This window comes from Microbacterium sp. NPDC056044 (assembly GCF_042267145.1).
GTDB lineage: Bacteria > Actinomycetota > Actinomycetes > Actinomycetales > Microbacteriaceae > Microbacterium.
Genome location: NZ_JBHJWZ010000005.1, coordinates 281796 through 303779 on the forward strand (window position 1 = coordinate 281796; position 21984 = coordinate 303779).

At 70.6% G+C, this 21984-nt stretch carries 21 protein-coding genes; 18 read left to right on the plus strand and 3 right to left on the minus strand.

Annotated features, from left to right (window positions below; all coding sequences use genetic code 11):
• Nucleotides 1-7: 7 nt before the first annotated feature.
• The 7 genes from ACFC1I_RS16115 (at nt 8) to ACFC1I_RS16145 (ending at nt 6156) form a co-directional block, all read left to right on the plus strand.
• Nucleotides 8-412, plus strand: coding sequence for a DUF6379 domain-containing protein (locus tag ACFC1I_RS16115; RefSeq protein ID WP_376011506.1), 405 nt, complete (start codon nt 8-10; stop codon nt 410-412).
• The gene (locus ACFC1I_RS16120) at nt 409-1533 is read left to right on the plus strand and encodes a sugar phosphate isomerase/epimerase family protein (protein WP_376011509.1); all 1125 of its coding nucleotides are present in this window, start codon (nt 409-411) and stop codon (nt 1531-1533) included. The genes ACFC1I_RS16115 and ACFC1I_RS16120 overlap by 4 nt, the downstream gene beginning before the upstream one ends.
• The gene (locus ACFC1I_RS16125; protein ID WP_376011512.1) at nt 1530-2570 is read left to right on the plus strand and encodes a sugar phosphate isomerase/epimerase family protein; all 1041 of its coding nucleotides are present in this window, start codon (nt 1530-1532) and stop codon (nt 2568-2570) included. The genes ACFC1I_RS16120 and ACFC1I_RS16125 overlap by 4 nt, the downstream gene beginning before the upstream one ends.
• A 20-nt stretch (nt 2571-2590) precedes the next feature.
• On the plus strand, nt 2591-3004 hold the full coding sequence (locus tag ACFC1I_RS16130) for a DUF6379 domain-containing protein (protein WP_376011515.1): 414 nt from the start codon (nt 2591-2593) through the stop codon (nt 3002-3004).
• Nucleotides 3001-4197: a Gfo/Idh/MocA family protein gene (locus ACFC1I_RS16135; RefSeq protein ID WP_376011517.1), complete on the plus strand. Its 1197-nt coding sequence runs from the start codon at nt 3001-3003 to the stop codon at nt 4195-4197. Before ACFC1I_RS16130 ends, ACFC1I_RS16135 begins: the two co-directional genes overlap by 4 nt.
• Before the next feature lie 2 nt (nt 4198-4199).
• Nucleotides 4200-5207 (plus strand): sugar phosphate isomerase/epimerase family protein, encoded by a 1008-nt coding sequence (locus ACFC1I_RS16140; protein WP_376011520.1) that lies wholly within the window; start codon nt 4200-4202, stop codon nt 5205-5207.
• A 79-nt stretch (nt 5208-5286) separates the two neighbouring features.
• Entirely contained in the window at nt 5287-6156 is an 870-nt protein-coding gene (locus ACFC1I_RS16145; RefSeq protein ID WP_376011523.1) for a ThuA domain-containing protein, read from the plus strand.
• Nucleotides 6157-6223: 67 nt separating this feature from the next.
• On the opposite strand, the gene ACFC1I_RS16150 is transcribed toward ACFC1I_RS16145, so the two are convergent.
• Both ACFC1I_RS16150 and ACFC1I_RS16155 read right to left on the minus strand, forming a co-directional pair.
• Nucleotides 6224-7663, minus strand: coding sequence for a hypothetical protein (locus ACFC1I_RS16150; RefSeq protein ID WP_376011526.1), 1440 nt, complete (start codon nt 7661-7663; stop codon nt 6224-6226).
• A gap of 103 nt (nt 7664-7766) precedes the next feature.
• Complete coding sequence (locus tag ACFC1I_RS16155) at nt 7767-9044, minus strand: ROK family protein (RefSeq protein ID WP_376011529.1); 1278 nt, start codon at nt 9042-9044, stop codon at nt 7767-7769.
• A 105-nt stretch (nt 9045-9149) separates the two neighbouring features.
• On the opposite strand from ACFC1I_RS16155, the gene ACFC1I_RS16160 reads away from it, so the two are divergent.
• From ACFC1I_RS16160 to ACFC1I_RS16210, 11 genes are all read left to right on the plus strand, one after another.
• On the plus strand, nt 9150-10181 hold the full coding sequence (locus ACFC1I_RS16160; RefSeq protein WP_376011532.1) for a Gfo/Idh/MocA family protein: 1032 nt from the start codon (nt 9150-9152) through the stop codon (nt 10179-10181).
• A complete protein-coding gene (locus ACFC1I_RS16165) occupies nt 10178-10954 on the plus strand; it encodes a hypothetical protein (protein ID WP_376011534.1) in 777 nt (258 codons plus the stop codon). The genes ACFC1I_RS16160 and ACFC1I_RS16165 overlap by 4 nt, the downstream gene beginning before the upstream one ends.
• A gap of 106 nt (nt 10955-11060) precedes the next feature.
• Entirely contained in the window at nt 11061-12080 is a 1020-nt protein-coding gene (locus ACFC1I_RS16170) for a VOC family protein (protein ID WP_376011537.1), read from the plus strand.
• Between the two features lie 76 nt (nt 12081-12156).
• Nucleotides 12157-13134 (plus strand): fumarylacetoacetate hydrolase family protein, encoded by a 978-nt coding sequence (locus ACFC1I_RS16175; protein WP_376011541.1) that lies wholly within the window; start codon nt 12157-12159, stop codon nt 13132-13134.
• A complete protein-coding gene (locus ACFC1I_RS16180; protein ID WP_376011544.1) occupies nt 13131-13304 on the plus strand; it encodes a hypothetical protein in 174 nt (57 codons plus the stop codon). The genes ACFC1I_RS16175 and ACFC1I_RS16180 overlap by 4 nt, the downstream gene beginning before the upstream one ends.
• The gene (locus ACFC1I_RS16185) at nt 13301-14299 is read left to right on the plus strand and encodes a cyclase family protein (RefSeq protein ID WP_376011547.1); all 999 of its coding nucleotides are present in this window, start codon (nt 13301-13303) and stop codon (nt 14297-14299) included. Before ACFC1I_RS16180 ends, ACFC1I_RS16185 begins: the two co-directional genes overlap by 4 nt.
• Before the next feature lie 34 nt (nt 14300-14333).
• On the plus strand, nt 14334-15467 hold the full coding sequence (locus ACFC1I_RS16190) for an FAD-dependent monooxygenase (RefSeq protein ID WP_376011550.1): 1134 nt from the start codon (nt 14334-14336) through the stop codon (nt 15465-15467).
• Nucleotides 15464-16468, plus strand: a complete 1005-nt coding sequence (locus ACFC1I_RS16195; RefSeq protein ID WP_376011553.1) for an amidohydrolase family protein — start codon at nt 15464-15466, stop codon at nt 16466-16468. Before ACFC1I_RS16190 ends, ACFC1I_RS16195 begins: the two co-directional genes overlap by 4 nt.
• A complete protein-coding gene (locus ACFC1I_RS16200; RefSeq protein ID WP_376011555.1) occupies nt 16465-17454 on the plus strand; it encodes a fumarylacetoacetate hydrolase family protein in 990 nt (329 codons plus the stop codon). The genes ACFC1I_RS16195 and ACFC1I_RS16200 overlap by 4 nt, the downstream gene beginning before the upstream one ends.
• A 140-nt stretch (nt 17455-17594) precedes the next feature.
• Nucleotides 17595-19094, plus strand: a complete 1500-nt coding sequence (locus ACFC1I_RS16205) for an MFS transporter (protein WP_376011558.1) — start codon at nt 17595-17597, stop codon at nt 19092-19094.
• A gap of 17 nt (nt 19095-19111) precedes the next feature.
• The gene (locus ACFC1I_RS16210; RefSeq protein ID WP_376011560.1) at nt 19112-20707 is read left to right on the plus strand and encodes a GMC oxidoreductase; all 1596 of its coding nucleotides are present in this window, start codon (nt 19112-19114) and stop codon (nt 20705-20707) included.
• Nucleotides 20708-21158: 451 nt separating this feature from the next.
• Here ACFC1I_RS16210 and ACFC1I_RS16215 read toward each other — a convergent pair whose 3' ends face one another.
• The gene (locus ACFC1I_RS16215) at nt 21159-21926 is read right to left on the minus strand and encodes an SDR family NAD(P)-dependent oxidoreductase (protein ID WP_376011563.1); all 768 of its coding nucleotides are present in this window, start codon (nt 21924-21926) and stop codon (nt 21159-21161) included.
• Between the last annotated feature and the right edge of the window lie 58 nt (nt 21927-21984).

The window sequence follows — 21984 nt, forward strand, 5'->3', positions numbered from 1 at the left end:
GGACTCTGTGATCCCCGATCGCATCATCGAGCAGGGAACGCTCACGACCGACGGCGCCCGCGTCTCGGTCGAGGTTCGCTTGCCGTGGTACCGCGCCCTGCCCGCCTCGTGCATCGGCCGCGCCACGCTCACCGTCGACGGCGTCGAGGTGCCGGCCGATTCCCTCCGCTGGGGGATGAACGGCCAGACCTTCACCTTCGACGAGCTCGTGCCGAACACCCAGGACTGGTGGTTCCCGACCGACTCCGCCGTGCTCTCGGGCGACCTCGAGCTCGCCGGCGATGCCGAGCACAAGGTCGAGGTCGGCCTCACCCTCTACATCCCGTACATCGTCATCGGCGAGAACGAGGTGCTCCACATCGAGGAGCACGACGCCAAGACCATGACCGCACGAAAGGCGGTGGCGGCATGACCGCCCTTCGACAGGCTCAGGGACCGGGTTCGCCCATCCAGGGCGTGACGCTGTACAGCTTCACGCGCGCCTTCCACGGCCGCGAGTACGACCTCGAGGGCCTCATCCGCAAGGTCGCCGCCGACGGCTACGGCCCGGGTCTCGAGATCATCGGCTTCTCGAGCTTCCGCGGTTTCCCCGAGATCGACGACCGTTTCGCCGGATGGTTCCGCGACCTCGTCGACGAGACCGGCCTCGTCACCACCTCGCTCGCCGTGAACGCCGACATCGGCATCCACCGCGACCGCCTGCTCACGCAGGACGAGCTGCTCGAGTACATGCGCCGCCAGATCGCGGCAGCCGCCAAGCTCGGCTTCCCGATCGCGCGCGTGCAGATCTCGATCGAGCCCGACTCGATGGAGGCGCTCGCGCCGATCGCCGAGGAGTACGGCGTCACGCTCGCCCTCGAGGTGCACGCCGACCAGTACGCGTCGCACCCGCGCATCCTCGCCCTCCGCGACCGCTACGAGAAGGTCGGCTCGCCGTTCCTCGGCTTCACGATGGACTGGGGCGCCACAGTCACCGGCTTCGCGCCGTCGCTGCTCGAGGCCTACCGCCGCCGCGGCGCGTCGGAGGAGCTCCTCGGCAAGGTCGTCCAGCTGTGGGACGAGTTCTACGAGCAGGGCCCGCCCGTCGACCAGGCCGACCACGGCCAGCGCTTCGGCCGCTTCATCGGCCTCGCCGCGCAGAACGGCCGCCCCGACCTCGGCATCGACTTCGCGATCAACGGCACCGGCCTGTTCGGCCCGGCACGCGTGGACGACTGGCTCGAGATCATGCCGTGGATCACGCACGTGCACGGCAAGTTCTTCGGCATCGACGAGAGGGGCGAAGAGCCCTCGGTGCCGGTGCGCGACCTCGTGACCCTGCTCGTCGAGAACGGCTACAACGGCGCCATCTCGAGCGAGTACGAGGGCTGGCACTGGAACCACTGGCAGTCGCCTTTCGACATCATCGCCGGTGAGCAGGCTGTGCAGCGCTCGGCTGCGCAGGCAGCCGGCTCGCGCATGGTGACGGATGCCGCGGCCGCACGTCTGCAGCTGGCCCAGTGGCTGCCCAGCACCGAGGGAGCGAAGGCATGAGCGCCGACATCGCCGGCACCGGCATCCGTCTGGGCACGACCCTCTACTCGATGACGAGCGAGTTCGCCGCAGGCCTTTACACGCCCGAGACGCTCATCGCCGCCGTCGCCGAGAACGGCATCGGCCCGGGCGTCGAGTTCAACATCGCACAGCTGCTGCGCACCTACCCCGACGTCGACGACGCCTTCGTCAAGCTGTGGTTCGATTCGCTCGAGAAGTACGAGCTCGAGCCCAGCGCCGTCGGCACGAACCTCGATATGGGGCGCCGCAAGGACCGCGACATGACGCCCGACGAGGAGCACGACTTCCTCGCGCGGCAGCTGAAGACCGCGCACACGCTGGGCTTCAAGAGGGTCGTGATCCGCTCCGCGGGCAAGGAGCTGCTGCGGAGCCTCCTGCCGCTCGCCGAGAAGTACGACCAGCGGCTCGGCTACGAGATCCACGCGCCCGAGGGCCCGAACAGTCCCAAGGTGCTGCAGATCCGCGAGCTCTACGAAGAGCTCGACAGCGACCGACTGGGCTTCACCGCCGACTTCTCGTCGACGATGCACAGCCTCTCGCCGCGCCTGCTGGGCACCCTCCGCCAGATGGACATGCCGGAGGAGTACTTCCCGGTGATGGACGAGATCTGGCACAAGCCGCTGCCGATGCACGTGCGCAACCAGGAGTTCGAGGACTACCTCACGGCGCAGGGGTGGGACTTCCTCAAGGCCGGTCCGTTCACGCGCCTCGCGTTCAACATGCACGGGCTCGTGCCGCCGGAGGAGTGGCTCGACATCATGCCGCAGATCTTCCACGTGCACGCGAAGTTCTACGACATCGGCGCCGACGGCCAAGAGCCGGCGATGGACATCCCGCGCATCGTGCGCCAGTTCGTCGAGGGCGGCTATCAGGGCTACCTCTCGAGCGAGTGGGAGGGCCACGCGTTCTCCGACCTCGGCGAGGCCGACCCCATCGACCTTGTGAAGAAGCAGCACGCGCTGATGCGCCGTGCCATCGAAGAGACCGTCGCCTCCCGCTCCGGCGCAGCGGTCTGAGGCCGGCGAAAGGAACAGCCATGGCCACCCACAACTCGCTCTTCTCCGAGAAGGACGTCCGCCGCACCGACGACGGCATCGCGGTCTCGGTGCAGCTGCCCTGGTACCGCAGCCTCTGGCTCTCGGCGGTCGATGATGTCGCAGCATCCGTCAACGGCGTCCCCGTGCCGAGGGAGGACCTGCGCTTCGTGCTACAGGGGCGCTCGTACACGATCGACGAGCTGCCCGAGCAGTCCGAGACGCTCTGGTTCGTCGCCGACCGGCCCGACGTCGAGATCGCCTTGGCGCCGCCGGCCGCGGGCGAGAAGCTCACCGTCGAGGTCGTCCTCACGATGCGCCTGCTCTACATGCAGATCATGCCCGGCGTCGACGGCGGCCCCGGCCGCTACGTCACCAACCGTGTGCCGGTCGAGCGTGAAGTCGTGCTCGCATGACGCTCCGCGTGGCCATGATCGGCTACGGCTTCATGGGCGCCGCGCACTCGGTGGGCTGGCGGCAGGCGCCGCACGTGTTCTCGCTGCCCGACGACGTCGAGATGGCCGTGATCGTCGGCCGCAATGCGAAGGCGGTGGCGGATGCTGCGGCCCAGTGGGGCTGGGCGGAGTCGGCGACCGATTGGCGCGAGGTGATCGCGCGCGACGACATCGACATCGTCGACATCGTGACGCCGGGCGACTCGCACGCCGAGATCGCGATCGCGGCGCTCGAGGCCGGCAAGCACGTGCTGTGCGAGAAGCCGTTGGCCAACACCGTCGAGGAGGCCGAGGCGATGGCCGACGCCGCGTCCCGCGCCGCCGCTCGTGGCGTGCGCTCGATGGTCGGATTCACCTACCGCCGCGTGCCCGCCGTGACGTTCCTCCGGGACCTCATCGCGCAGGGCGCCGTCGGTAAGATCGCGCATGTGCGCGCGGCGTATCGCCAGGATTGGCTGGTCGATCCCGAGATGCCGCTGGCGTGGCGTCTGCAGAAGGAGCACGCGGGCTCCGGGGCGCTGGGCGACATCGGTGGGCACATCATCGACATGACGCAGTTCGTGACGGGGCTCGACGTGACGGCCGTCTCGGGCGTCGTCGACACCATCGTGAAGCAGCGCCCGCTCGAGGGGGAGAACCGCTCCCTGAGCCTGTCGAAGGGGTCGGGCACCGCGGCCGAGGCCTACGGCGAGGTCACCGTCGACGATGTCGCGATGTTCACCGGGCGCCTCGAGTCGGGGGCTCTGGTGTCGTTCGAGGCGTCGCGGTTCGCGACCGGGCGCAAGAACGACCTGTCGATCGAGGTGTCGGGAGACAAGGGCGCGCTGCGCTTCGACCTCGAAGACCTCAACACGCTCTGGTTCTACGACCGGACGGCGCCGGAGTCGACGCAGGGCTTCACGCGGATCCTCGTGACGGAAGCGTCGCATCCGTATGTCGCGGCGTGGTGGCCGGCCGGACACATGCTGGGCTATGAGCACGGATTCAGTCACCAGGTCGTGGACCTGGTGACGGCGATCGCCGAGGGCACCGACCCGCACCCATCGTTCGACGAGGGGCTGTCGGTGCAGCGGGTGCTCGCCGCCGTCGAGGAGAGCTCGGCCCACGACTCCGTCTGGGTCTCCGTCAATGCCGACGTCACCGTGAAGGGATAGCAATGCCTCGTCCGATCACCCTGTTCACCGGCCAGTGGGCCGATCTGCCGTTCGAGGAGGTGGCCCGGCTCGCGGGCGAGTGGGGCTACGACGGTCTCGAGATCGCGTGCTGGGGCGACCACATCGACGTGTCCCGGTGGGACGACGCCGACTACGTGCAGTCGCGCCTCGACATCCTCGAGCGCAACGGCCTGAAGGTGGGGACGATCTCGAACCACCTCGCCGGACAGGCGGTGTGCGACGATCCGATCGACCAGCGGCACCGCGACATCCTGAACGACCGGGTGTGGGGCGACGGCGAACCGGAGGGCGTGCGGCAGCGCGCCGCCGAAGAGCTGAAGATGACGGCGCGGTTCGCGGCGAAGCTCGGCGTGAAGACGGTGACCGGGTTCACGGGCTCGTCGATCTGGAAGGCCGTGGCGATGTTCCCGCCGGCGTCCGACGAATGGATCGCCGCCGGCTACCAGGACTTCGCCGACCGGTTCCACCCGATCCTCGACGTGTTCGAGGAGGTCGGGGTGCGGTTCGCGCTCGAGGTGCACCCGTCCGAGATCGCCTACGACTACTGGACGACGAAGGCGACGCTCGACGCGATCGGGCACCGGGAGAGCTTCGGGATCAACTTCGACCCCTCGCACTTCATGTGGCAGCAGCTGGACCCGGTGGCGTTCGTGCTCGACTACGCGGAGCACATCTTCCACGTGCACGTGAAGGAGTCGATCACCAACCTCGACGGCCGCAACGGGGTGCTCGGCTCGCACCTGCCGTGGGCCAACCCGCGCCGCGGCTGGACGTTCGTGTCGACCGCGCACGGCCAGGTGCCGTGGGAGCCGCTGTTCCGCGCGCTCAACGCGATCGGCTACGACGGCCCCACCTCCGTGGAGTGGGAGGACGCCGGCATGGACCGCCTGCAGGGCGCCCCGGAGGCCATCGCGTTCGTCCGCAAGCTCAACGCCATCACCCCGCCCGCGGCCGCCTTCGACGCCGCGTTCTCCACCAAGGCCGACTAGGCCTCGACCGAAGCGCCCCGGATCCGCCGGGGCGCCCTTCGGCGTGCCTTCGCACGCCCTGCACGAAGGAGTGTTCCGCATGACCGATGTCCTGAACGCGCTCATCCTGTCGGGTCACATGACCCGCGAGCACGACAACGAGTTCCGCAGCTTCCGCCAGCACAACCAGTGGCTCACGACCCTGCTCGAAGACACCGGGCGCTTCCGGGTCCGCATCGTCGAGGATCCGCGCGGACTCGGCGCCGACATCATCGACAAGTACGACGTCGTCATCGTCGTCTTCGAAGGTCGCGACGGCTACCACGAGAAGGCGGTCGGCTTCGGAGCGGAGACGGATGCTGCGCTCCTGAAGTTCGTCCATGACGACGGCAAAGGCATCGTGTGGTTCCACGGGTCCGCCGCGCAGGAGGACGACTGGGGCTACCCCGACGAGTACAACGTCATGCGCGGCTCCCGCCTCACCGTCGCCGGGGGACTGCGGCCCCGGCCGTGGGGCGAGGCGCAGCTCGACACGGTCGAGCCGCGGCACGCGATCACCGAGGGCATCAGCGCCCGGTGGACGGTCACCGGCGACGACATCCTCACCGGCGTCGAGATCGCCGAGGGCGCCCAGGTGCTCCTCACGACCTACGACGACCTCGAGTCGTATGAGAAGGCGCCGATGTGGCCGATGTCGCACTACCCGGTCGCGATCCCGCCGGAGGGCATCGCTGCGCTTCCGGGCATGAACACGGATCAGCCGATCGCCTGGATCAACGAGTACGGCGCCGGCCGGTCGTTCACCATCACGATCGGCCACGACATCGACACGTTCCGCCGCATCGAGTTCATCCGCATGTTCCCGCGCGGCGTCGAGTGGGCGGCGATCGGCGAGATCACGCTCGATGGCCCGGATCGTCGTGGTGAGCGGCGCTTCCTGCCGTGGCCGTACTACAACCACGAGGGCTGAGTCGCGGGACGACGAAGGGGCCGGACGCGTCGCGTCCGGCCCCTTCGCGTCGTCGAGCGACCCGCGGTCAGCGGGCCGTGCCCACGGCCGACAGGGCGCGCTGCGCGAGCGCGAGGTGCGCGCGGGTCGTCGCCGCCGGATCGGCGTCGAGCCACTCGTGGCCGCCCCACTCGCTGGTGAGGGTGCCGGTGAAGCCGGTGCGACGCAGGGCCGCCCCGATGTCGGCGATCGGCGCGGAGACGCGGCCGTCGGCGTCGTCGAGATCCCAGAACTTGAGGTGCACGCCGGCGGTGAGCGGCAGCATCGGCTCGAGGTCGGCGACGCCCGACCGACCGAACCGTACGAGCAGATTCATGAAGAGCGTGTGGACGGCGGGCGGCACGCGTCCCTCCCGGAGCGTGGCGATCACGGCCTGGTGGGTCTCGGGCGCGCGCCATTCGGTCTCGAGGCGGTGCACCAGCTCGTCGTCGACGCCGCCCCGGCGGAGCTCGTCGAGGTACGACGGCGGCAGCGAGGGCATGAGCAGGCTGATGTCGACGAGCACGCGGATGCGGGGATCATCGAGTCCCTGCAGCAGCTCCAAGTTGGCCGCGACCGCGGGCTGGTCGAGCGTCTGCTGGCCCTGGATCTCCTCGTAGAGCACCACGTCCAACTCGTGCAGGACCGGCTGGGCGAGGCGCAGGAGCTCAGGCTCCGCCTGACCGAACGGCACGCGCACGCCGCGCGCGCCGAGCCGTGCGGCCGCCCGCAGCTGCGGCACGAGGAACGCGAGCCGCTCCTGCTCGGTGCGCCGGCGCGTCGGCGAGATCCAGTCGTCGAGGCTCGCTCCGACGATCGTCACGGCGCCGCCCGCCGCGGCCAGACGCTCGCGGAACGCATCCACCTCCGCGTCGGACGGCTCGGGGAACGAGCGCCACACCTGACCCGCCTCGATCTCGATGGTCGATGCGACGCCGTCCGCGACGACGCCGATCGCGATGTCGTCGGCCGTCCGTTCGGCGCGGATCACCTCGGGCGTCCAGTTGAACGCACTGGCTGAGACGGCCCACTCGGCGGGAACGTCGTCGCGCGGAGCGTCGGCCCGGTCCTCGACGGTCACGATGTCCGTGGTCGAGTGCGGGCGAGTGGATGCTGCGTCCCCGAGCTCCAGCGCGCGCTCGGCGCGGAACGGCAGGGCGAGCGGGCCGGACGGCCCGGCCTGGAGGTACGGCACCACGAGCACGAACGACGCCGAGATGTCGTGGGCGCCGGGAGGCAGCATCCGTTCGCCGCGCAGTTCGAGCCGGTCCTGGATGAACCACCAGCCCTGCTCGGCCCGGAGAGCGTCGGGTTCGACCTCGCGCTCATCGCGCCGGACCGTGACGGGGACGGCGACCCCGTCGACCTGCACCGCAATGTCGGTCACGGCGGCGAGGGGCATCGACCGGATCCACGGCAGGCTCACGCGCAGGGCGAAGCCCGAATCCGTCGCGACGAGCGCATCGTCGAGCAGCAGCGGCAACGCCATCGTGTTCACTCCCTTGTGTCGGCACCGGAAGAGCCGGCTTCAGACAGGAAGCTACACGCTTTTGTCGATTTCTGGAAGAAGTTGTCGGCGAATGACGAGAGCCCTACGCCACCGCTTCGAGCGCACCGCGGATCGCCACGACCGTGGGCCGCCCGTCGCCGAACCAGCGGGGGAAGGTCACCTCGAAGAGCTGCTCGCGCACCATCTCGACACCGCCACGCAGCGGCTCGCGCCGGTCGTTGACGGACTGCGCGATCGTCAGGTCGCGCGTGGCGAGGGGGAGCGACAGCTCGTAGACGCGCTGACGCACCTCGGCCAGCAGCAGCTCTCCGGCGCCGGCCATGGCGCCGCCGATCACGATGACGGACGGGTTGAACATGTTGACGAGCGCGGCGATCGACTCGCCGACGACGCGGGCCGAGCGCTGCACGAGCCGGATAGCGAGGGCGTCGCCGTTCTCGGCCGCGATCGAGATGAGCTCGGGCGTGAGCTCCTCGCCGTCGGCGACGCGGGTGGCGAGCACACCCGTGGCGCCGGCCTCGATCTCGGCGAGGGCGTCGCGGATCATCGCCCATCCGCCGGCGACGGCTTCGAGGCATCCGATCTTGCCGCAGCGGCAGAGGGCATCCGAATCCCGCACCCGCACGTGACCGATGTCGCCCGCGGCGCCGTTGACGCCACGGTGGATGCGCCCGTGCGAGAGGAGTCCGGCGCCGATGCCGGAGCCCATCTTGCAGTAGATCAGATCGAGGCGGTCGTCGTCGCGGCGGGCGCGCTCCCCGAACGTGAGCAGGTTCACGTCGTTGTCGACCCACACGGGGGCGTCGTAGCGCTGTTCGAAGCGGCGCCGCACGTCGAAGCCGTTCCAGCCGGGCATGATCGGCGGTGCGACCGGGCGGCCGCTGTCGAAATCCACCGGCCCGGGCACGCCCACGCCGATGCCCCAGACCGGCACGTCCGGGGTGCGCGCGAGCACCTCGTCGATCATGCTCAGGGCCTTGTCGAGCGTCTCCGCGGGGCCGCGGGCGATGTCCCACGGCGAATGCTCCTGATCGATGACGTCGCCGTCGAGGAGTGCGACGCCGACGTGGATGTGGAGTGCACCGAGGGCGCAGACGACGATGCGTCCGGCGTCGCCGCGGAAGCGGAGGGTGCGCGGTGCGCGGCCCCCCGACGAAGGGCCGAACTCGCCGTCGGCGAGGTAGCCCATCTCGATCGCGTGGTCGACGCGCTGGGTCACGACGCCACGGCCCAGACCGGTCACGCGGCCGATCTCGGGACGGGTTGCGGCTTCGCCGGTGCGAACCATGTTGACGATGCGGAGAAGGCTCGTCATCTCGTCGGTCTGTGCGCCGAACCGCAGCGTGGACTCTCTGGCCATGGTCGATTCTTACATAACACCGCGCATTGGACACGGAAATCGTGACATCTATAGTCAAACGACTTCACACTTAGGTACGCTTCCAGCCGAAGTAAGGAGGCGTCCATGGCTCGTGGTGTGGGCATCATCGGTGCGGGTCCCGGAGTGGCGGCACTGCATCTTCCGACCCTCGCGCGCCTGAGCGACGCCTTCCGCGTCGTGCACGTCGCCGACGGGGGCAGCGGCCGGGGGGCCGCACTCGCGGCGCGCGTGGGTGCCCGATCGTCGACGGGCGCCGAGGCCATCATGGCGGATCCGGAGGCGGAGGTCGTCGCGATCTGCAGCCCGCCCGCCCAGCATGCGGCGCAGATCATCGCGGCCGTCGCCGCGGGCAAGCGCGCGGTGTTCTGCGAGAAGCCGATCGGCACGACCGTCGCCGAGGCGGAAGAGGCCGTCGAGGCGTGCCGCCGCGCCGGCGTGCCACTCATCGTCGGCACGAATCACTACTTCGACCCGGCGTGGGGCCGGGCCAAACATCACCTCACGGCGTCGGGCGGGCCGGTCATCTCGATCTCCGTCCAGCTCGCGCTGGCGCCCAACACGCGGTATCACCAGCTCGTCACCGAGCTGCCCGTCGCGGCGGGCGGGCGGGGCGGGCCCGACCTCACGCGCCCCGAGGTGGCGGCCGGCGTCGTGCGTCAGCTTCTCACCGGACTCGCGATCCACGATCTGCCGCTCGTGCGCGATCTCGTCCCGCGCTTCGAGCGCGTCGTCTTCGCGCGGGCGCTGCCCCCGCTCGGGTACGCGGTCGGCTTCGTGGCCGGCGGGGTCCCGGTCCAGCTCACGACGGTGATGCTCCCGGAGGGCGCCGACACGCTCTGGCGCATCGCCGTCGCGACGGCTTCCGATCGGCTCGACGTCAGCTTCCCGCCCCCGTTCGTGCACGCCGGCGGAGCGCGGGTGCGCGTGCGCGCGGCGGACGGCCGCGACACGATCTACGCACACGATCCCGCCGACGGATACGTCGCGGAGTGGCGCGCCCTCGCGGAGCTGCTCGACGCCGGCCTGCCGGTGGAGTACGACGAACTGCTCGACGACGCCCGCTACGCCCTGGGGCTGGCGGACGCCGCGGCGGAGCTGATCGGAGCCGCAGCATGACGACGCCCGTTCGCACCGACCTCGACGCCTACCGCGTCGCGGTGGCCGAGCTGCCCGAGAGTGCAGTCGCGAGCCGTGACGTCGAGGGCGCCGTCGTCGTCGTCCCCGGGGCCGACGCGTGGTGGGTGGTCGCCTCGGACGCGATCACCGCCGGCGCGGCGGCCGTCGTCGTCGCGCGGCCTGCCGTCGGCCCGATCGAGGCGCTCGATGCCCTCGCCTCGCTCGCCGGAGCCGTCCCCGTGGTCGTGGAGCGCCCGCTGCTCCGCGCCGACATGGTCGCCGCAGCGGGCGCGTCGATCGAGGAGCTCCCGGCTCCCGGCGCGCTCGTCGTCGAGTGCCATGCGCCCGCGCGCACGCTCGGTCCGGCGTTACGCGACGCGATCGGGTGGGCGCGGGTCATCGCCGGCACGCCGCTCGCACCACGGACGACGGAGTCGTGGGGTGGCCGCGTGCTCGCCCTCCTCGAATCCGGGCTGGGCTCTGCCGTGTCGATCGCCGTCGCCCTGCAGCCGGGCGCACCGTCCCCCGGTCGCCTGCGGATCACCTCGATCGCCGCGACACGCGTCGAGGTCGACGCGGATCTCGACACCGTCGTGGCCGTCACGGATGCCACGGGTCGACGCATCCTTCCCGCGCGCTTCGAGAGCTCCGAGCGCGTCGCGTTGCGCCGCGCGATCTCGGCGGTGCGCACGGCCGAGCGGCCCTCCGATCTCGCGGATCTGCGCCATGACACGGGTCTTTCCGTGGCGCTGCTTTCTGCGCGTCCCGCATAAACGTCGGTGATCCGAGGGATAGCCGATATGGGATTCCTCGATATGCCAGAGTTCGGCGAAAGTGGTTGACGGGATCACCCCGATGACTCACCGAAAGGGATCGAAGATGATCAAGCTTCTGTCACATCTGTCGTATGTGGCCATCACGTCGCCGGATGTCGAGGCATCCGTCGACTTCTACGTCAACCAGGTCGGCCTCACCGTCGTCGACCGCGTCGACGGCGCCGTCTACCTCCGTTGCTGGGGCGACTACTACGCCTACTCGGTCGTGGTCGTGCCAGGCGACGAGCCGGGTCTCGTGACCGCCGCGTGGCGCACGTCGAGCCCCGAGGCGCTCGAAGAGGCGGCGAAGCGCGTCGAGGCCGCCGGCATCCAGGGCGAGTGGATCGACGTCCACAAGATCGGCCGTGCCTACCAGTTCACCGGCCCGTGGGGCCACTCGCTGACCCTGCACTGGGACGTCACGCGCCACCACGACACCGAGGGCGACGCCGCGTCGATCTACCCCGACCGCCCCTCGCGTCGCAGCAAGGTCGCGGGCGCCCCGCGCCAGCTCGACCACGTCACGATCGCGACCAGCGACGTCGACGCGTTCGTCCAGTGGTACGTCGACGTGCTCGGCTTCCGCTTCATGGCTCGCACACAGCTCGACGAGGCCCCGATCTCGGTGTTCTCGGTGCTCACGACCAACGAGAAGTCGCACGACCTCGGCGTCGTCCTCGACGGCTCGACCCGCGCCGGCCGCGTGAACCACTACGCCTTCTGGGTGGACACCCGCGAGGAGCTGCTCATCGCGGCCGACGTCCTCGGCGAGAACGGCTACCCGATCGAGTACGGCCCGTCGATCCACGGCATCGGCGAGCAGAACTTCCTCTACTACCGCGAGCCCTCGAGCCTGCGCATCGAGCTCAACACCGGCGGCTACCGCAACTACGTGCCCGACTGGGAGGCCAACACGTGGAAGCCGTCGCAGGGATCGAACAACTTCTACCGCAACAGCGCCATGCCGATGTCGATGACGGAGTCCTTCCCGCCCGCCGACGGCCCGTCGGCGACGGAGGAGGGCGTTCCGGACGAGATCAAGGACGCCCTGCTGAACCCGTACGCCAAGCACGGCCAGGGCTGACAGACCCGGGGAGGAGCGGAGCCGATCCCGCTCCTCCCCGCACCACTTCCCGCACGATGGAGAGCGAGAACCCGCAATGACACACCACGACCCGACCGCCGGCCTCGACGCCCCGTACGCCCTCGCTCGATACCGCGAGGGCGCCGGCGCGCGCGTGGGCCTTGTCGCGGACGGCCGCATCCGGCCGCTCGGACCCGACGAGCTCGGTGCCCCCGACCTGAACGCGTTCCTCTCTGCACCCGACTGGGAGCGCCTCGGTGCGCTGAAAGAGGCGGACGGAGGATGGATGCCGCTCGCTGAGGTGATCCTGATTGCGCCGGTCGAACCGCGCCAGGTGCTCCAGACAGGGGCGAACTACCGTCAGCACGTGATCGAGCTGGTGGCTGCCGGTCTGACGCAGAACACCGACCGCACGCCTGAACAGGCCCGCGACTTCGCGGCCGAGATGATGGACGAGCGCAAGGCGAACGGCGAGCCGTACTTCTTCATCGGCCTTCCGGCGTGTGTGGTCGGCGACGACGTGCCGCTCACGCTCCCTGGATACAGCGATGTGCACGACTGGGAGCTCGAGCTCGCCGTCGTCATCGGCCGTGAGGCGTTCCGTGTCTCGCGCGAGGACGCCTTGCACCATGTCGCCGGGTACACGATCGTGAACGACGTGACGACGCGCGACCTCGTGTTCCGCAAGGACATGAAGGAGATCGGCACCGACTGGTACCGCTCCAAGAACGCGCCCGGCTTCCTGCCGACCGGCCCGTTCCTCGTGCCGGCGCCGTTCGTGGACGGGGCAGACCTGAACGTGCGCCTGGAGCTCAACGGAGTGGTGATGCAGGATGCCTCGACCAGCGACCTGCTGTTCGACATCCCCGCGCTCATCTCGGGGGCCTCTCAGACCATGCCGCTGCTCCCGGGCGATGTCCTCCTCACCGGCAGTCCCGCCGGCAACGGCCAGCATTGGAAGAGGTTCCTCCGCGACGGCGACGTCATGACCGGGTCCATCTCGGGCCTCGGAACCCAGGCCGTGCGGTGCGTCAGGGAAGGAGCAGCCGCATGATCACCGTCCAGATCGTCGAACACGGGCGCACGACCACGGTCGAGATCCGTCCGGGGCAGCCGACCGTCAGCACTCCGGTGCGCGCGCCGCGCCCTCAGCTCGCGGCGCCCCCCGTGAGCGCGCGGCCGTCGCGGCGGGCAACCGACGCCGCACCGGGGGTGGCGCCATGACCGCGCCCTCGGCTGACCCTGCTGATCTCGACCGCGCAGATCCCGCGGCGGAGATCGCGGCCCGCGCCGAGGCGTTCCGCAACTGGGGACGCTGGGGTGAGGACGACGTGCTCGGCACGCTCAACTTCATCGATGCCGCGAAGCGCGTCGAGGCCGCCGCCCTCGTGCAGGACGGCGAGGTCGTCTCGCTCGCGCAGGCGTTCGACACGAACGGCCCGCAGCAGGGGTGGCGCCGGCGCACCAACCCGGTGCACACCATGACGGACACCGGCACCGACGCCGAGCGCGGCAATCAGGGCTTCCCGCACGGCATCGGAGGCGCCGACGACGTGATCGCGATGCCGCTGCAGTGCTCCACCCAGTGGGACGGACTCGGCCACATCTTCGACCACGGCAACGCCTGGAACGGCCGGCGCGCGGGCGACGTCGTCACGAGCGACGGCGACCTCGTCACGGGCATCGAGCACGCGGCATCCGTCATCGTCTCGCGAGGTGTCCTCCTCGACGTCGGCCGCCACCTGCGACCCGAGACCGGCGAACTCGAGGACGGGTACGCCATCACCGTCGCCGACCTCGAGGCGACCATCGCCGCGCAGGGTGCCTCGAGCCGGGTCGGCCGCGGCGACATCGTGCTGGTGCGCACCGGCCAGTACGCGCGCACCCGCCGCGACGGCTGGGGCGAATACGCCGGCGGCCCGGCGCCGGGTCTGTCGCTCACCACGGCCGGGTGGCTGCACAGCACCGAGATCGCTGCGATCGCCACCGACACGTGGGGCTTCGAGGTGAGGCCCAACGAGTTCGACGCGCCGGCCTTCCAGCCGCTGCACCAGGTCGTGATCCCGAACATGGGACTCACGATCGGCGAGATGTGGAATCTCGACGCCCTCGCCGACGCGTGCGCGGCGCGCGGGCGCTGGGACTTCCTGCTGTCGGCGGCACCGCTGCCGATCACGGGGGCGGTCGGCTCGCCGATCAACCCCGTCGCGATTCTGTAATCCCCCCGAAGACAAAGAACAGAGAGGTTCTGACATGACCGCAGTCAACAAGGTCGCGATCGCCGGAAGCGGCGTGAGCGGACTCGCCGCCGCCATCCAGCTCGCCAAGGCCGGCGTCGAGGTCGACGTCTTCGAGGCGAAGCCCGAGCTCAGCGCGCTCGGGTCCGGCATCTCGCTGCAGGGCAACGCCCTGCGTGTGTTCGACGCGCTCGGCGCGTGGGACGAGATCCGCGCCGCCGGCTACCCCTTCGAGGGGCTCAACCTGCGCGCGCCCGGGCCGGGGGCGCCGATCGTCGCCGAGCTTCCGGACGTCAAGACCGGCGGACCCGACTATCCGGCGGCGATGGGGATGCCGCGGCCCGCACTGGCTCGCATCCTCCTCGACCACGCGCAGAAGGCGGGTGCGAACGTCCGCTTCGGCGCCAAGGTCACGGGTCTCGAGCAGGGCGGCGAGGGTGTCGAGGTCTTCGTGGACGGCGCCTCGGCCGGCACCTACGACCTGCTCATCGGAGCGGACGGCCTGAACTCCGCCGTCCGAGGGCTCATCGGCATCGAGACGAAGCCGGAGCCCACCGGCATGGGCATCTGGCGCTCGTTCGTCTCGCGGCCCGCCGAGGTCGTCCGCAGCGAGCTGTACTACGGCGGTCCGGTCTACATCGCCGGCTACACCCCGACGGGCGACGACACGATGTACGCGTTCCTCGTCGAGAAGGCGCAGGACCGCTTCGACATCTCCGACGAGGACGCCACCCGCATCATGCTCGAGGAGTCGCGTGCCTACGACGGCCCGTGGAACTCGATCCGCGCTGACCTCGAGGGCGGGGCGCACGCGAACTACACGTGGTTCACGAAGCACATCGTCGAGGGAACGTGGAACCGCGGTCGCGTCGTGCTCATCGGCGATGCCGCGCACTCGTGCCCTCCGACGATCGCGCAGGGCGCGGCGCAGGGCCTCGAGGACGCGCTGGTGCTCACCGAGCTGCTCGCCGGACGCGACGCCGTCGACGCGGCGCTGTGGGACGAGTTCCACGCGCGCCGGCTGCCGCGCGCGAAGGCAGTGGTCGAGGCATCCGTGCAGCTCGGCCAGTGGCAGCTCGACGGCGTCCGGGATGCCGACGTCGCCGGGCTCATGTTCGGCGTCGCCCACCAGATGGCGGTGCCCGCATGATCGCCGACGTCCACGCGCATCTGCTGCTGCCCGCGCTGCACGCCGAGGTCGAGCGCCGCGCGCCTGAGGAAGTCGCCGCGGCCGCCGATCTCGAGCGCCGGCGCAACGGCGTCGAGAGCCTGCAGGCGTCGGGCGCCATGATCGGCGCCCGGATCCCGAAGCTCACCGACGTCAACGCGCGACTGGCGGCGATGGACGAGCAGGGCGTCGACCGGCAGTGGGTCAGCGTCTCGCCGAACCACTTCTACCCGTGGGCGAACGAGGGACTGTCGGGCTGGATCGCAGGCGAGACGAACCGGCTCATCGCCGAGCACGTCGCCCAGGCGCCCGACCGCCTCGTCGGCCTCGGCGTCGTGCCGCTGCAGCATCCGGCGCACCTCGTCGAGTATCTCGACGACGCCGTGCTCGGCCGGGGCCTCGCGGGCGTCGAGATCTCGTCGTTCGCCGGCGACGTGGAGCTGTCGGACGAGCGGCTCGAGCCGTTCTGGGCGCGCGCCGCCGAGCTCGGCTGCGTGATCTTCCTGCACCCGTTCGGCTGCAGTCTCGACGAGCGCCTCGACCGCTTCTACCTCTCGAACACGGTCGGGCAGCCGACCGAGAACGCCGTCGCCCTGTCGCACCTCATCTTCGCGGGAGTGCTCGACCGGCACCCGGGGCTCAAGATCGTCGTCGCCCACGGCGGCGGCTACCTGCCGTTCGCGATCGGCCGCTCCGACCGGGCGTGGCAGGTGCGGCCCGAGGCGCGGCGCTGCGCGCACGAGCCGTCGAGCTACCTGAAGAAGCTGTGGTTCGACACCGTCGTGCACGACCCGATCGCGGTGCGACACCTCGTCGAGGTCGCGGGCGGCTCGCGAGTCGTGCTGGGCAGCGACTTCCCGTTCGACATGGGACTCGACGATCCGGTCGCGTTCGTGCGCTCCGCCGACCTCCCGGCCGAGATCACCGACCGCATCCTCGCCGGCAACGCCGAGGAGCTGCTGCGCACGAAGGTGTCCGCATGAGGATCGCGCGCTGGATCGACCGCGCCTCGGCCGGCTCCGCGGTCCCCGAGCCTTTCGAGGGGTTCGTCGTCGCCGATCGCGTCGTCCCGTTCCCCGACGGCCAGACCGTTGCCGACATCCTCGCCGGGGGGGTGGATGCTGCGCACGCCGCGTTCGGCCGGGTGAAGGGTGAGCCCGGCACGGCGCTCGCCGACGTGCGCCTGCTGGCGCCGGTGGTGCCGGCTTCCGTCCGTGACTTCGTCGCGTTCGAGGAGCACGTCGAGGGCGTGAGCGCGTCGGTCGACGGCAAGAGCGAGGTCGTGCCCCAGTGGTACCAGGCGCCGACGTTCTACTTCACGAATCCGCACACGATCCTCGGCCCGGACGAGCCCGTCGCCCCGCCGGTCACCGAGCGCCTCGACTTCGAGCTCGAGGTCGCGGTCGTCGTCGGCAACGCCCCCGGGGTCGGCGAGGCGAACCTGACCGCGGCGGACGCGGCCTCGCGCATCTTCGGCTACACGATCATGAACGACTGGTCGGCGCGAGACATCCAGTCGCGCGAGATGAAGGTGCGCCTCGGGCCGGCGAAGGGCAAGGACTTCGGCACCAGTCTCGGTCCGTGGATCGTCACGGCCGACGAGCTGGAGCAGTACGTCGACGCCGACGGCTTCCTCGCGATCCGCGCCGAGGTGCGCATCAACGGTGAACTCGTCGGCGAGGACCTCGTGTCGAACATGGGCTGGCCGTTCGCCGAGCTCGTCGCGTACGCCTCGCGCAACTCCCGGGTCGTCCCGGGGGACGTGCTCGGCAGTGGCACGGTCGGCAACGGCGGGTGCCTCGGCGAGCTGTGGGGCAGGGGCTCGACGATCCCCGCCCTGCGCGAGGGCGACGAAGTGCGCATGACCGTCGAGGGCATCGGCGAGCTCGTCGGGACCGTGGGCGCGGCGCTGCCCGCGCCCACACTCCCCGCGGCGCGCTCCCGCACCCGTGCAAGGCAGCGGTCCTGATTCTTTAGTTGCTTTTCGACTAAAGCATGGCTAGAATCGACAGTGACGTCGGGGCCCCCGCTGGCCCGTTCCCTGTGGCGAGGCCGCCCAGGGGCACACCCCGTCGCGTCGATCGCCCGGTCGTACGGGCCAGAACGCGTATGAGCATGTCACCGTGGAGGCTTCGCCTCCTGATCGCCTCCCTTCTGACGGTCGCGATCCTCGGAGCCCTCGACCACACGATCGTGTCGACCTCCCTCGCGACCGTCGCAGGAGAACTTGGCGCACTCACCCAGATGGGGTGGGTCGTCGTCGGCTACACGCTGGCGAGCACCGTCCTCCTGCCGGTGCTCGGCAAGCTCGGCGACGCGGTGGGGCCGCGCGCCGTGTTCCTGGTGTCTCTCGTGCTGTTCCTCGTCGCGTCGCTCGCGTGCGGTTTCGCGCAGGACATGCCGCAGCTGATCGGCGCCCGGGTCGTGCAGGGCATGAGCTCGGCGGGCCTGCACCTGATGTCGCAGACGATCGTGGCCCGTGTCACCACCCCGCGCGAGCGGCCCCGGTATCTCGCGATCATCGGCGCCGCCTTCCCCGTCGCGATCCTCGTCGGCCCCGTGCTCGGCGGGCTCATCACGGACTATTGGGGCTGGTCCTGGGTGTTCTGGATCAACATCCCTTTCGGCGTCGCCGCCCTCCTGCTCGCCCTCGTCGCCGTGCCGCATCTGCCCGGCTTCGGCCGGCGCCGATTCGATGTCGGCGGCTCCGTCTCGTTCGCGATCGCGATGGTCGCTCTGGTGCTCGCGGTGACGTGGATCGGCGATCCCGCGCTGGCTGCATCATCCGTCGTCGCCTTCGTCGTGGCGGGCATGGCCTTCGCCGCGTTCTTCCTCATCGAGCTGCGCGCGCCCGAACCCCTGGTTCCCCTGCGGCTCTTCGCCGACCGGACCATCGCGGTCGGCACAGTGCTGTCGGCCATCATCGGCATCGGCCTGTTCTCGATCACGGCGTATCTGCCCACGTACATCCAGATGGCCTACCGCACGAGCGCGACGGTGTCGGGTCTCGTGCCCATCGCGACCGTGTTCGGGATGCTGGTGAGCAATCTCGCGACCGGGTGGCTCGTCAGCCGCACCGGCCACTACCGCGTCTACTGCATCGTGGGCACCGTGCTGAGCGCCGCCGGGCTGTTCGCCATGTCGGTTCTCCCGGTGGGCCTGCCGCTGTGGGTGCCGATGATCCTCATGGCCGTCGTCGGGGTCGGGACCGGCGCGTTCATGAGTCTCGTCATCGCGGTCGTGCAGAGCGCGGCGCCGCGTCGCGACACCGGCAGCATGACGGCCACCGTGAACCTGGTGCGCCAGGTCGGCTCGACCGTCGCGACCGCGATCATCGGCGGTGTGATCGGCTTCGGCGTTGCGGCGCTGCTCCCGTCGTCGCTCGATGCCGCGACCCTGACGCCGCAGTTCGTCCACGACGCGTCCGCCGTGGTGCAGAACCAGGTCGCCGGGATCTACAGCGGCGTCTTCGCTCCCGTGTTCGCGGCGCTCGCCGTCACCTACGCCGCCGGCGTCGTCGCCGCCGTGCTCCTTCCTGCCGGTCGCCTCTCGGACGAGTCCGAGTCCGAGCCCGCACCGGCACCCAGTTCCGAACCCCTCACCGCGTGACCAGAAGAGGTACTCCCATGTCGTCCACCCCCACCGTCGCCATCGTCGGCTCCGGACCGATCGGCTCCGCGTACGCCCGCGTCATCCTCGAGACCAGCCCCGACGCGCGCGTCGTGATGTTCGAGGCGGGTCCGCAGCTCACCGCGATCCCCGGGGAGAGCGTCCGCAACATCGCCGACCCCGACGAGAAGGCCCGTGCCCGCGAGATGTCGCAGGGGCCGCAGTCCGGCGCGTTCCGCGAGAGCCTCGGCATCCCCGCCGGTGTCGTCGTCGAGGGCATGTTCACGGCCCGGCAGGGGACGCACCTCCTCGACTTCGGCGGGCCGGGATCCGCGCACGCCGCCACTTTCCCCGCGGCGGCCGCCGCGACGAACGTCGGCGGCCAGGGCGCGCACTGGACCTGTGCGATCCCGCGGCCGGCCTTCAGCGAGAAGGTCGACTTCATCGACGACACCGAGTGGGAGGATCTGATCTCGACGGCCGAGGGCCTGCTGCACGCGCAGCAGGCGGCGTTCGCGGATTCGGCCATCGGGACGGCGATCCGGTCGCTCCTGACCGACGAGTTCGGCGCCGAGCTGCCCGCCGGCTACGGCGTGGGCACCCTGCCGGTCGCCGGAGACCCGCAGCCCGACGGCTCCATGGTGTGGGCGGGCGCGAACACGGTGCTCGGCCCGCTCATCGAGCCCGGCACCCCGGAGTCGGCGCGGTTCGAGCTGCGCGATCTCACGCTGGTGCGGCGCGTCGAGACCGAGGACGGCGTGGCCACCGGAGTGACCATCGAAGATCTCCGCACGAAAGAGGTCTCGTTCTTCCCGGCCGATGTCGTCGTCGTTGCCGCCGACGCCTTCCGCTCTCCGCAGCTGCTCTGGGCCAGCGGCATCCGTCCCCGCGCCCTCGGGCGCTACCTCACCGAGCACCACGTCGTCATCACGACGGTGGCCCTCGACGAGGAGCGCATGAGCGCCCTGATCACGGACGGCGAGTTCGAGGCCGAGCTCGCGCGTCGCGCCCAGAACGCGGCCGACCCGGTCGCGGCCGTCAACCGGATCCCGTTCTCGGAGCCGGGGCACCCCTTCTCGCTCCAGGTGATGTACGCCGAGAACCCGCCGTTCCAGCTCGACCCCTCCCACCCCGCCGCGGGCAACCGCTGGGGCTACGTGAACATGGGCTACGGCGTGCGCAAGCACCCGCGCGTCGAGGACGGCGTCACCTTCGACGACGGCGAGCTCGACTACCGCGGCTTCCCGAACATGACGATCGAGTACGCGCTGACGGATGCCGAGCAGCCCGAGCTCGACGAGGCCACCGCGCGCGTCCGCCGGGCCGGCGCCGCCCTCGGCGCCTTCGTCGCCGAGCCGCGACTGCTGCCGAACGGCTCGAGCCTCCACTACATGGGCACCCTGCGGATGGGGCCGGCCGACGACGGCACGTCGGTCGCGGACCCGTACTCGCGCGTCTGGGGCTACGACAACCTCGTCGTCGGCGGGAACGCCCTGATCCCGACGGCCAACACGATGAACCCGACGCTCATGAGCGTCGCGATCGCCGTCCGTGGCGCCCGCAAGCTCGTCGAGCAGCTGGACGCGGCGCGGGTCGAGGAGGTCGCCCGATGACGGATGCTGCGGCCCGCGCCGCGAACCGCGCGGTGGTCGAGGCGTTCTTCACCTCGAACCTCGACAACCCGGCCGAGCGGATCGCCCTGTGGCACCCGGACGGCGTGAAGGAGCTGCCGTTCGCACCGTCCGAGCTGCCCAAGACGCGGTGGGAGGGCCGCGACGACATCGTCGCCAACACCCACGCGAACGCCGGCATGTTCGAGAGCGTGGTGCACACCGACCTCGTGATCCACGACTGCGTCGACGCCGGGCTGTTCTTCGTGACGAGCCGCATGGTCGACGAGGCGCGGTTCCTCGGGGAGCCCTACCCGCAGTCCTTCGTGCACCTGATCCGCGTGCAGGACGGCGCGGTGATCCTGCAGCAGGAGTTCTTCAACTCGGAGATCCTCGCGGGCGCCGAGCGCGCCGCCCGGGGCGAAGGGCCGCACCCCGCTCGGGTCCTGAAGGGTCAGCGGCCGGCGATGCGGTCGGCCATGAACTTGGCCCCCGCCGACGACGTCGCACCGCCGTCGACGGGGATCTCCGCTCCGGTGAGATACGACGCGGCGTCCGACAGCAGGAACGCGACCGCCTCGGCGACCTCGTCCGCCTGCCCGAGGCGGTCGAGCGGGGTCAGGGCGAGCTGCGCCGCGCGCATCGCCTCGGGTGCGTTCGCGGTCATCGGCGTCTCGATGAAGCCGGGGTGCACGACGTTGACCCGGATGCCTCGCGCCCCGAGCTCCGTTGCCGCGACATGGGTGAGGCCGCGCAGCCCCCACTTCGACGTCGTGTACGCCACGGGGTAGTGGGCATTGAGCGCCGCCGACGAGCCGATGTTCACGACCGACGAGCCCGCGCCCATGAGCGGCGCGAGCGCCTGGATGCCGAACATCGGCCCGGTCAGGTTGACCGCGAGCACCCGATCCCAGTCCGCACGCTCGACGGCGCCAAGCCGCGCACGATGCGTGATGCCGGCGTTGTTCACGAGGCCGCGGAGAGGTTCGCCGTCGAGGAGTTCCGTCAGGGACGCGGCGAGCGCGGCCCAGTCGCGCCCGTCCGACACGTCGAGCCGCCGGTACTCGACGCCCGAAGTGGCGGCGGTGGCGGCATCCATCACATCCGTGGCGATGACGCGTGCTCCCGCTTCCGCGAGTACGCGCGCATGTGCGGCGCCCTGGCCGCCTCCCGCCCCGGTGACGACGATCGTGCGTCCTTCGAGCCCCGGATACCTGGTCATGGACGCGACGCTAGCCCGCCGTGACGCCGGCGGGAACCGGCATCCGCTGATGCCGCGC